This is a genomic window from Rhizobium etli 8C-3 (assembly GCF_001908375.1).
GTDB lineage: Bacteria > Pseudomonadota > Alphaproteobacteria > Rhizobiales > Rhizobiaceae > Rhizobium > Rhizobium etli_B.
Window position 1 is genome coordinate 1,432,140 of record NZ_CP017244.1, and the last position, 11,252, is coordinate 1,443,391.

The 11,252-nt window shown below is 59.0% G+C and carries 11 protein-coding genes; 8 read left to right on the top strand and 3 right to left on the bottom strand.

Annotated elements, in window-relative coordinates; all coding sequences use genetic code 11:
* Window positions 1-100: 100 nt before the first annotated feature.
* The 7 genes from AM571_RS31760 (at window position 101) to AM571_RS31790 (ending at window position 7,296) form a co-directional block, all read left to right on the top strand.
* A complete protein-coding gene (locus AM571_RS31760; protein WP_074065698.1) occupies window positions 101-1,270 on the top strand; it encodes an acyltransferase family protein in 1,170 nt (389 codons plus the stop codon).
* 111 nt (window positions 1,271-1,381) lie between these two features.
* Window positions 1,382-2,428, top strand: a complete 1,047-nt coding sequence (locus AM571_RS31765; RefSeq protein ID WP_074065699.1) for a 3-carboxy-cis,cis-muconate cycloisomerase — start codon at window positions 1,382-1,384, stop codon at window positions 2,426-2,428.
* A 178-nt stretch (window positions 2,429-2,606) separates the two neighbouring features.
* Window positions 2,607-3,779, top strand: a complete 1,173-nt coding sequence (locus tag AM571_RS31770; RefSeq protein ID WP_074064913.1) for an ABC transporter substrate-binding protein — start codon at window positions 2,607-2,609, stop codon at window positions 3,777-3,779.
* 183 nt (window positions 3,780-3,962) lie between these two features.
* Window positions 3,963-4,826 (top strand): branched-chain amino acid ABC transporter permease, encoded by an 864-nt coding sequence (locus tag AM571_RS31775; RefSeq protein WP_074064914.1) that lies wholly within the window; start codon window positions 3,963-3,965, stop codon window positions 4,824-4,826.
* 13 nt (window positions 4,827-4,839) lie between these two features.
* Window positions 4,840-5,838: a branched-chain amino acid ABC transporter permease gene (locus tag AM571_RS31780; RefSeq protein WP_074064915.1), complete on the top strand. Its 999-nt coding sequence runs from the start codon at window positions 4,840-4,842 to the stop codon at window positions 5,836-5,838.
* Entirely contained in the window at window positions 5,835-6,599 is a 765-nt protein-coding gene (locus tag AM571_RS31785; protein ID WP_074064916.1) for an ABC transporter ATP-binding protein, read from the top strand. The genes AM571_RS31780 and AM571_RS31785 overlap by 4 nt, the downstream gene beginning before the upstream one ends.
* Window positions 6,580-7,296 (top strand): ABC transporter ATP-binding protein, encoded by a 717-nt coding sequence (locus AM571_RS31790; protein ID WP_074064917.1) that lies wholly within the window; start codon window positions 6,580-6,582, stop codon window positions 7,294-7,296. Before AM571_RS31785 ends, AM571_RS31790 begins: the two co-directional genes overlap by 20 nt.
* Here the strand turns inward: AM571_RS31790 and AM571_RS31795 are convergent.
* The gene (locus AM571_RS31795) at window positions 7,293-7,817 is read right to left on the bottom strand and encodes a GNAT family N-acetyltransferase (protein ID WP_074064918.1); all 525 of its coding nucleotides are present in this window, start codon (window positions 7,815-7,817) and stop codon (window positions 7,293-7,295) included. The genes AM571_RS31790 and AM571_RS31795 overlap by 4 nt on opposite strands.
* Before the next feature lie 660 nt (window positions 7,818-8,477).
* Here AM571_RS31795 and AM571_RS31805 point away from each other — a divergent pair.
* Window positions 8,478-9,308 carry an MBL fold metallo-hydrolase gene (locus tag AM571_RS31805; RefSeq protein WP_074064920.1) on the top strand — a complete coding sequence of 277 codons (831 nt, stop codon included), beginning with the start codon at window positions 8,478-8,480 and terminating at the stop codon, window positions 9,306-9,308.
* Here the strand turns inward: AM571_RS31805 and AM571_RS31810 are convergent.
* Together AM571_RS31810 and AM571_RS31815 are read right to left on the bottom strand one after the other, a co-directional pair.
* Entirely contained in the window at window positions 9,290-10,069 is a 780-nt protein-coding gene (locus AM571_RS31810) for a polysaccharide deacetylase family protein (protein ID WP_074064921.1), read from the bottom strand. The two genes, AM571_RS31805 and AM571_RS31810, sit on opposite strands and share 19 nt — an antisense overlap.
* Window positions 10,066-11,154: a glycosyltransferase family 4 protein gene (locus AM571_RS31815; RefSeq protein WP_074064922.1), complete on the bottom strand. Its 1,089-nt coding sequence runs from the start codon at window positions 11,152-11,154 to the stop codon at window positions 10,066-10,068. Before AM571_RS31815 ends, AM571_RS31810 begins: the two co-directional genes overlap by 4 nt.
* Window positions 11,155-11,252: the final 98 nt, after the last annotated feature.

Consider the following 11,252-nt stretch of genomic DNA (forward strand, 5'->3'; position numbering starts at 1 on the left):
CAAAGCGAGCAGCGCGGCTATCAAAACGACGATAGGCGGGTTGTTAAAAATGCTGCACCGCAGTAAGACTTTTCACGGGCTGAACGTCGATGGTGGAAACATGCAGAAAACATTCGGGCACGTCCTGACGGTGCACAAGGGTCTCGGCCCAGGTTTTGACTTCCTTAGAATTGCCCTGGCTTTTTCAATCGTATTGGCACATTCATTTTTGCTGACCGGAAATGACGCTTTTTTTCGTTCGAGCCCATTGTGGTTTGCCGAATACGCACTGGTTCCGATGTTCTTCGCTCTTAGCGGTTTTCTGATCGCAGGAAGCGCTCAGCGCCTCAGCCTGAAGAACTTTCTCTTGAACCGCGGACTGCGTATCGTTCCTGCTCTTGCGGTCGATATCGTTGTCTGCGCGCTCATTATCGGCCCTCTTGTGACGACCGTCGCTTTGCGTGACTATTTTCTCGGCGTCGACTTCTACAAGTATTTTCTCAACATCATCGGCTGGATTCATTACAGCCTGCCGGGTGTATTTGAGGGAAATCCGACACATCGGGTAAACGGAGCTCTGTGGACCGTCCCGTGGGAAATCTTCTGCTACATCATCATGTCTGCGCTCATGATCACCTCGATCATCAAGTCATGGCAGAAGCTGGCGCTTTTGACCGGTGGCTTTATCCTGAGCGGGCTTGTCGTCCAGTCCTTCGGACAACTACTGCCCTATCGCGTTGACCTGGTTTTGAGCACGCTCTTCGTCAGCCGCGGCGCCCAGCTGGTATTTGCATTTCTGCTCGGCATCCTGGCCTACCAATTGCGGGATTTCATTCCTTACAAAAACTCATTGTTCTTGGCGAGCGTGGCAGTTTCCATCCTGGCGATGCTGTTCTTGAGCAGCTCCTCCATCGAGAGCGTGCCAAACAGATTGCTGGTAATACCAGCGCTCGTCTATATCACGATATTCGTCGGTCTGACGCCGGTGCCCCTGCCCTCCTTCTTTCACAAGGGCGACTACTCTTATGGCGTCTATCTGTATCACGACCCCTTTCTTCAGATTTTGATCAGTCTGGCGCCGGGCCTGTTCCTGATCCCGAAAACCGGGGCGATCGCGCTCTATGCTATCGGCATCTGCGCCGCGATGGGCATCGCTGTCTTTTCCTGGCATGTCATTGAGAAGCCGATCTTGGGCATGCGAAAGAAATTCTCGTTCGTTGCAAAGGCGCGAGGCGTCGACGAGAATGCCGATATAAGGATTCTGCCGGTCGAAAAACCGGTAAAGGCATAGTTGGCAAGGGAAAGGACATTCCGTGCCATCTCTACCGCCATCTTTTGCCGCCGCCGCGGTTTTCAAACGGCAAGCTGGCGGCAAAAGTAGGCAAAACAAATGAGAGGTCACGTGACCGCATCCGCCTTCGACCATCCATTTCTCAGCGGCCTTTGCGGGGACGTTGAAATCTCGGATTATCTTTCGGCTGATGCCGACATCACAGCTATGCTCTCCTTCGAGGCTGCACTTGCAAAGGCCGAAGGCGCCCTTGGCCTGATCCCGCAGAAGGCAGCACGCCGCATTGCCGAAGCTTGTCGAGGTTTCACCGCCGATATCACCTCTCTTAGGGTTGCGACCGCCAGAGACGGCGTCGTCGTTCCCGATTTCGTCGCGCAACTGCGCACCTTCGTGGGTGGCGAGGCGGCCCAGTATGTCCATCTCGGGGCGACAAGCCAGGACGCCATCGATACCAGTCTGATGATCAGGCTAAAGTCGATTGTCTTCTTATTTTCCGGCAGGCTCGATGCCATTGTTCGCGCTCTCGACGCACTCGATCGCCGGTTCGGCCAGAACAGTCTGATGGGCCATACCCGCATGCAGGCCGCAATCCCAATTGCCGTTTCGGATCGTCTGCGGACATGGCGAGCGCCGCTTGAAGGTCATCATGGCCGGCTAAGGGTACAGAGGTTTCCCGTCCAGTTCGGTGGCGCGGCCGGGACACTGGACAGGCTGGGCGACAAGGCTGCCGCCATACGCGCTTCGCTCGCCCAGGAACTTGGACTGACTGACGAGCCACAATGGCAAAGCCAGCGCGCGCCCGTCGCCGACCTTGCCAACCTCTTTTCACTGATCACCGGCAGTCTGGGGAAGATGGGCCAGGACATAGCGCTTCTGGCGCAGGCCGGCGGCGAGATCGAACTTGCCGGCGGCGGAAGTTCGTCAGCCATGGTGCATAAACACAACCCCGTCGGTGCCGAAGCGCTTGTGGCATTTTCCCGCTTCAACGCCACTCAGCTTTCAGCCATACACCAAGCGCTAGTTCACGAACAGGAACGTTCGGGTGCCGCCTGGACACTTGAATGGCTCGTGCTGCCGCAGATGATCATGGCGACGGCCGGTGCCCTGCGACTTGCGCGCGAACTGACCGGCAATATTCTACGCCTCGGGGGCTCGTAGACAAGCTTGCTTCCTCACCGTTCGTGGCAAGCTGGTGCAGATGCGTAGCATAATGCACCAGTTATGAATTACCGTATTTATTTCATTTTACATTACCGTTTCGCATGACACACTAACGTGAAATTGAGCTGCGCGCTAACTCGGCGGTGGAGTCCGCCGGGCATAAAGGGAGAGGAAAATGAAACAGCTGGTTCTGGCCGCTGCGGCGGCAATCGTCATGGGTACTGCCGCCTATTGCGAGACGATCAAGGTCGGGGTCGTTGGGCCGTTTTCGGGTCCGTTCGCGCTGCAGGGCAAGAACTTCAAGGCCGGGATCGACGCCTATATGGCGACGAATGGCGCCCAGATCGGCGACAATAGGGTCGAAGTCATCTATCGCGACCTGCCGGCCGCCGATCCGGCCAAGTCCAAGGCGCTTGCCCAGGAACTCGTCGTCAAGGAGAAGGTCCAGTATCTGGCCGGGTTTTACTTCACACCTGACGCAATGGCCGTTACGCCCATCTTGAAACAGGCCAATACGCCGCTCGTGATCATGAACGCCGCAACCTCCGCCATCGTCACCAAAAGCCCTCTGGTCGTTCGTACATCCTTCACTCTTTGGCAGACCTCGATGCCCATCGCCAAGGTCGCATTCGACAAGGGCATTAGGAAGGTCATCTCGGTTGTCAGCGACTACGGTCCTGGGGTCGACGCTGAAAACGCCTTCAGGGCGGGCTTCGAAAAGCAAGGCGGAGAAATCGTCGAAGCGATCCGTATGCCACTCGCCACCAACGATTTCAGCCCGATCATGCAGCGCATCAAGGATTCGGGTGCTGAGGGCGTGTTTGCCTTCCTGCCATCCGGTCCGCCGACGCTTGGCTTCGTGAAATCCTATAGCGAAAACGGCCTGAAAGGCGCCGGCATCCAGCTCTTTGCGACCGGCGACTTGACGCAGGAATCCGACCTTCCGGCACTCGGCGATGCCGCTCTCGGCATATTGACAACATACCACTACTCGGTCTCGCACGACTCTCCCGAAAACAAGGCATTCGTTGCGGCCGCCGGCAAGGCACTCGGCAATCCGGCCGAACTCACCTTCCCAGCCGTCGGGGCCTATGACGGCATGCACGTCATCTACAAGATGATCGAGGCAACTGGCGGCAAGCAGGATGCTGAAAAAGCTGTCGAAGCCGTAAAGGGCCTTTCCTGGATGAGCCCGCGCGGCCCCGTTTCGATCGATCCCGAAAGCCGCCACATCACTGAAAATATTTATCTGCGCGAAGTCGCCAAGGATGCGGACGGCAAATACATCAACAAGGAAATCCAGGTCTTTGAAAGGCAGGGGGATCCAGGTCTGGCGGCGACGAAGTAGGACGAGCAAGGCTTTCTCAAAGCGTTTGTCCGGACCGCTCGTCAGCCCCATCCACGCCTCGATGAACAAAAGGGCATCTGGCGCAACCGCAAGTCTCTCCTTTCTCGGAAGAAAGGGTTTCGGCACAAGAACGCCAAGCGGGCTTCAGCACCTGCTGAACGAGAAAAGGAACACACGAGCCTCATGCAGACTGTCTTCAGCATTGCCGTCGACGCGCTGGCCTATGGCATGGTGCTGTTCGTGATCTCGATCGGCCTTTCGGTCACAATGGGCCTGATGCGCGTCGTCAACCTTGCCCACGGCGCCTTTGCCATGATCGGCGGGTACATTGCCTCCTATGCCGCGCGCGATCTCGGCCTTGGCTACGGCATCGCAGTTCTTTTCGCCGTCACTGGAACCATCGTCGTCGCCATTCCGGTCGAACGCTTCCTCTACCGGCGCATCTATGGTGCGCCGGAACTGACGCAGGTTCTGATGACGATCGGCATCACCTTCTGCATCATCGGGATAGCCAACTACGTCATGGGTCCGACGCTGAAAACCATTCCATTGCCTGACGCCCTGCAAGGCTCGGCCAATCTTGGATTCCGCACCATTCCGGTGCATCGGCTTTTTGCCATCTTCTGCGGCCTCGCCGTCGCGGGCGCACTTTGGTACACGATCGAAAAGACAAGTTTTGGCGTAAAGCTGCGCGCATCCGTCGATAATGCCGCCATGGCCGCCGCGCTTGGGGTGCGCACGGAGATCATCTATGCATTGAGCTTTGCAGTTGCCGTCGGCCTGGCTGCCTTTGGCGGCGTGGTCGGCGCCGAGCTCTTGCCGGTCGAGCCCTATTATGCGCTGCGCTACATGGTGACTTTCCTCGTCGTTGTCTCGGTCGGCGGAGCAGGCTCGATTGGCGGCGCATTGATCGCCTGCCTGGTTCTCGGCGGCATCGACACCACGGGCCGTTACCTGATGCCGGAATACGGAGAATTCTTCTTCTATCTCGCCGTTATTGCAATCGTCTGCGTTTTTCCGCGCGGCTTTGCCGGAAGAGTGCAGTAGGACGACGCTCGACATGAACATCCCAACCACGACAGCAGTACCCATGCGGCGCATTCGCTTTTTCGGCCGCGATATCGCCGGCATTGCCGCAATCGTCGTGCTCGCCAGCATCGGCTATTTGCTGTTTCCTGATAACCTCGCGCTGCTGACGCGCGTCATCGCAACCGCATTGCTCGTTCTCGCCCTTGATCTCGTAACCGGATATTGCGGCGTGGCGACGCTCGGCCATGCCGCACTCTTCGGTTCCGGCGCCTATGCGGCGGGCATTGTCTCGGCCCATTACAGCATCACCGATCCCCTTTTGATGACGCTTGCCGGTATCACCGGTGGCGCTGCTGCAGGCCTCGTCTGCGCAATCGTCATCTTGCGTGCCCACGGCCTCCCGCAGCTTGTCCTGTCAATTGCGCTCATCAACCTCTTCCACGAATTCGCCAACAAGGCATCTTCCTGGACCGGTGGCAGCGATGGCCTTTCCGGCATCTCGGCCGATCCGATCTTCGGCACCTTCGAGTTCGACCTTTACGGCCATACCGCCTATGTCTTCGGGGTGGTCTTGCTGCTTGTCGTTTTCGTTCTTCTCCGCCTTGTCGTGCGTTCGCCCTTTGGCATGCTGTGCCGCGGCATCAAGGAGGACGCCTTGCGCGTCCGGGCCATGGGAGCCTCGCCGAAGGCGGCGCTGATGAAGATGTACGTCATTTCAGGCGCCGTCGCCGGTGTCGGTGGCGCCCTCAATGCCATCTCCACGCAGGTGGTCGGCCTCGACAGCCTCTCCTTCACGCTTTCGGCCGAAAGCCTCGTGATGCTCGTTCTCGGCGGCACCGGCTCCCTCTTCGGTGCGCTCTGCGGCACCGTCATCTTCATGCTCTTTGAAGATTATGTCTCGGCTGCAAACCCGTTCCACTGGCTGACGATGGTCGGCGCGCTACTGGTTGCTGTCGTCCTCTTCGCCCCGAAGGGCCTTTATGGGACAGCAACTGCCTTTTTCGTCCGCCGGAAGGAGACTGCGCAATGAGCCCCGTCTTGGAAGTCGTCGATCTCCGGAAATCCTTCGGCGGCCTGGTGGTGACCAATGACGTATCGATCTCGATGGCAGCAGGTGACCGTGTTGCGCTCATCGGCCCGAACGGCGCTGGCAAGACCACTTTCGTCAATCTCGTCACTGGCAACCTATCGCCGGACGCCGGCGATGTCCGCCTCGGTGGCGAGACCGTGACGAGAATTGGTGCGGCGGGCCGCGTCAGGCGCGGCCTCGTCCGCTCCTTCCAGGTCACACGGCTCTTCCAGGAAATGACGCCGGCCGAACACGTCGCGCTCGCGATCCTGCAGCGTGACGGACGCACTGGCCAGATGTTCGGCAACTTTCTCGCAATGGCCGACCTCATGGCAGAAGTCACCGATCTGCTTGACACGCTCGGCCTTCGCGACCTCATGTGCCGCAGGGTCAGTGAAATTGCTTATGGACAGCAGCGTCTCCTCGAGATTGCGGTCGCTATGGCACTGAAACCGAAGGTGCTGTTGCTTGACGAACCTGCTGCCGGCGTGCCTCAAAGCGATACCGCCCGCATCGAGCAGGCGCTCGCCGATCTGCCAGCCGATCTCGCCGTGTTGATGATCGAGCACGATATGGACCTCGTGTTCCGCTTTGCCAGACGTGTCATCGTGCTTGCGGCAGGTACCATCATTTTCGACGGTTCGCCGGTCGAGGTCACCAAGGATGCCCGCGTGCGCGAGGCCTATCTCGGGAGCTATGCGAATGCCAGCCACGTCGCTTGAGGTAGACAACCTCTCCGCCGGCTATGGACCGACGCGGGTTCTTGAAGACGTTTCATTCGCCGTGCCCGCAGGCGCCCGGCTTGCCATCCTTGGCCGCAACGGAATGGGCAAGACGACCTTGCTTGCGACGCTTGCCGGACAGACCAGACGTTATGACGGCCGCATCCGCCTCGGCTCCGCAGACCTCACATCCATGACCAGCGCAGCTCGCGCCCATCAAGGGCTCGGTTATGTGCCGCAGGCACGCTGCATCTTTCAGACCTTGACGGTTGAGGAAAACCTGTTCGTCGGCCTCAAAGGACGGCCGAAGACGGCGCTCGAAGAGGCATACGTGATGTTTCCACGTCTTAAGGAGCGCCGCCGCAATCTGGGCGGCCAACTCTCCGGTGGCGAGCAGCAGATGCTGTCGACTGCCCGCACGATTCTCGGCCGTCCCTCCGTTCTGCTGCTTGACGAACCGCTGGAAGGTCTTGCACCCGTCATCTGCGAAGAGCTGATGGCGGCATTTTCCCAACTCGCCAAGACCGGCGACATGACGATCCTTCTTGTCGAGCAACGCATCCAAAGTGCGCTCGACTTCGCCGATCAGGTCATCATCCTTGAACGGGGACGCCTTGCCTGGACCGGCACGCCCGAAATGTTATCGACCGATCAAGCCGCCGTGGAACGTCTGCTCGGGGTTGGCGGGCTGCACTAGGGTTTGTGGCGAGACGCTTCGTCATTCGTGAGGTCGAAAGCCGCGTCATAGGTGACCATGCCGGACGGCATTTCACCGCTGAAACACAGTGCCTGAAAATATTCGGCCGGATAATCTGCAAGCCTGAGGCGAGCATCCGCCTTGAAGCCGAACCGGCCGTAGTACCCGGGATCGCCAAGCAGGACGCATCCCTGGGCGCCGAGTTTAAGGATGGCACCAAGTCCATCCTTCACCAGACGAGTACCGATCCCCTCGCCCTGCCTTTCGGGTGTTACCGCGAGTGGACCGAGGCCGTACCAGCCCAAATCCCTGCGGTTGATCATCACCGGTGAGAACGCGATGTGGCCGACGATTTGGCCTTCATCTTCGGCAACGAGCGTCGCCGACAAGGCTCTATTCCTGCGCAGGGCATCGACAATTGCCGCTTCCGTCTGGCTGCTGTGGTCCTTGGCGGCAAAGGCCGTGCTGATCAGCGCACGGATCGCTGGGATATCGGCTATTGTCTCATTGCGGATGCGCATGATGAGCCTCCATTGCAGTACCGCACATAACAAACCCGAGCCCCGGGGTCAAAACGATGCTTGCATCGCTCCAAGCACTCCTCTCCAATCGGTCGCCGCAGTAAAGGGAGCCGACAACCAGGCGCCGGCGATCCGAAATTCTCGGCATGGCTGGAGACGCGGACACTGCAGGCCGATTGAGCAATGTCGCAGAATTGCTCGGCGCAGCGGTCTTTCTCGCTTCGGAACCTCCCTCATTCGTCAGTGGCCAATTGCGGATGCTCGATGGCCGCCGCCGGCCTCCGGTATCGTCGCGCACGCACGGTAACATTTCGCAGATCTGCAATATGACCGCCTTGCCATCGTTTGATCGATTGTGACATGCAATTGACGAAGATGGCTCGAAAATGCGGAGAATTGTATTTTCGCCCCGGAAGAGCCACCTATTAGAACAGGAGATGTCCATTAGCTTTCAGACTCCGGCATCTCCGTTTACGCAAAGCAAACCATATCCGGCTGCTGTCGGATCCGACTCCTGCTGCCTTAGGAAAATATACTCCTTCTGCTGCTAGCGATTGTGAGAACAGGCAAGATAGAGGCACCTCGCGGAATTCCGCACTTCGCATCAGGGTTAAACTATGATTACGATAGCGCTGTGCTGGAGCCCGATTTTGAAGAACCATGAGTAACGATCAGTTTCAGGTAAAATTTTGGGGCGTTCGCGGCAGCATCCCGGTATCCGGCCCCGAATTCGATCACTACGGCGGCAACACCACCTGCATCGAACTGCGCTGCGGCGCCCACCGGTTGATCTTCGACGCAGGCTCCGGACTGCGCGAGGCCGGGCTTGCGATGCTCAACGAAGGCGTCACGCAGGTCGATCTTTTCTTCAGCCACTGTCACTACGACCACATCATCGGATTGCCCTTCTTCAAGGCGATTTACTATCCCACGATCAATCTCAACATCTGGTCCGGCCATCTCGACGGCAAGATGAGCACCAAGGATATGGTCGATCAGTTCATCAGCCCTCCCTGGTTCCCGGTCAAGACCGATATCTGTCAGGCGACGATGAACTTCCGCGATTTCCATGCCGGCGACATGCTTTCTCCGCGCGAGGGTGTGCGCATTAAGACCTACAAGCTGAACCATCCAGGCGGTGCGATCGGCTATCGCATCGAGTGGGGCGGGCGCGCCGTCGCGCTTGTATTCGACGTCGAGCACATCCCCGGCACTTATGACCCGGTGTCTCTGGATTTGATGAAGGATGCGGATCTGGCGATCTACGACTGCACCTACAACGAAGATGAGATGCAGCGCTTCAAGGGCTTTGGCCATTCGACCTGGCAGCACGGGATCGAATTGGCCAAGATGGCAGGAACGAGACGATTCGCGCTCTTCCATCACGCGCCATCGCGCACGGACGATCAACTCGGCGAGATGGAAAAGAATGCCCAGGCGGCATTCCCCAGCGCCTTTGCCGCGCGTGACAATCAGGTCGTCGACATCTGATCCTTCAGCAGCTCTGCTGCCGGTTTCCACGAAATCGCCTGATGACCGTCGGTCTCTTTGAGAAATGCCTCGGCGAATGTCCACGCCGTCTCGTCATGCGCGAGGTGGTGCGTCAGCAAGCCGATCGGCTCGTTTCGGCCCTCGAAGCGGTCCTGCAGTTCTCTCACAAGTTCGCTTACCACTTCATCATGCGGTCGCCCGACGCGCGGGCCCTTCCCATCCGCTCTCCGTCCCATGATGTCGATATGTGTGTTGAGCAGCGGCATCGGCCCCTCCGCAGTCGCCCGGCCGAACGTCGAAATGCATTCGAAACCAAGCGCCGGGAGCTTGGGAACAAGGCTGCCGTCGATGCGGTTCCATGGCGGCACCAGCATGGGAATGCATCTGGCCGGATGCAGCCGCTGCAGCGTCAGGAGACCGTCATAGAGTTCGCCAAGCACGGCCTCCGCCGGCCGGTGCCCGCCAAGTTCCTGTTTTTTTTCTTGCAGCGGCGCATAATTCTCATGCGACCATCCATGCACCGCAACACTCACCCCGCGCGCACCTGAAAGCCGCTGAGAAAGTGCGGGGCCGGTCTTTGCCGGGATGACGGCAACGGTCAACGGCGTCTCATGCGCAATTGCGAGTCCGAGCAATCTGTCGAGCGCCGCCGTCGGCTCGATCGCATCGTCATCACGCCACCAGAAGCGAGCCACCCTTCCTGCCTCGCGCCAGCGCGCGAGTTCCTCACGCAGGGGTTTCCAGATCGAATTGCCGCTCATGGGTCAACTCCTGTGTATCGTTTCAATATTTTTTCGAGGTCCCGGGCAGCGACCTCAAGCGATCGCTCCTCCAGCACGAAGTCCCGCGCCGCCGCGCCCATTTCCTGGCGTCGCAGCGGATCGTCCAGCAGGCGGGCGATGGCGGCGGCAAAGGCGTCGACATCGCCATCTGCCGTCAATATGCCAGTCACCCCATCTTCAATGACCGCTGGCACGCCGGCTGTTCGCTGCGCCACCACAGGCAGGCCGGCCGCCTGCGCTTCAAGATAGGCAAGGCCATAGGCTTCACCGCAACCGGGCCAGACATAGATCCCCGACCGGGCGAGAAGACTTGCGACGTCCGACGCACTTCGTTCGCCCAGCCAATCGATGCGGGGGGGCGAAAAATCCGAAAACAGCGCCTCGACTTGCGCCCGCATCGGGCCATCGCCGATAATCCCAAGCGTCCAGGCCTTGTCTTTGATCACGCGCAGTGCCGCAGCCAGCGCCCTATAGCTCGCCATCTTGTCACCGGCGCGCATCATGGCGACGGTCACGAGCCGTTTCGGATCCGGCCGCAGATCGATGTTCTTGCTCGATACCGTGTCTATGAACGGCTTGATTGAAGCAAGACGGGCCTCAGGAATGGCCTGGCCGATCCCAGCCGCGTCGCGTTCCGTGAGTACGATGTTGACCGCCGCCTGCCGGATTGCTGCCGCCACCGTCGCCTGCGCCGATGCCCAGCCGGTGGCGTCGCGTCTGCGGGAATAGGAGGCCTCCGCCGTGACGTAAGGAATGGCGAATTCGGCCGCAAGCACGGGTCCGAAAGGATCCGGCGATTTGTAATACGGGTGATAACAGAACCACAGATGCGGTTTTGGTCCACGGCGCCAAATGCTTTTTAGACGGACAAGCTCCGCCTGCCTCTCGCCCTCAAGCAGAGTTGCCGCCTCGGGAGTTGGCGCAAAATTGCGAAATTCGGAGGCGATCTCGACCGAATGACCGGAACGATGCAGCGCCTCGACAAGCAGCCTCGCCATCAGGCGGTCGCCGGACGGTGTCGGATGGTTTGGAGACTTCAGCGGCGCGTAAAATGCAATCCGCATCAGGACGCTCCGTTGAGAAAGCGTTTCATTGCGCCGCCCGTCCGGCCTATCGCGAAAATTACCGCTATTGTCCGTTTTCCTTAAAAGTTACTGATAAA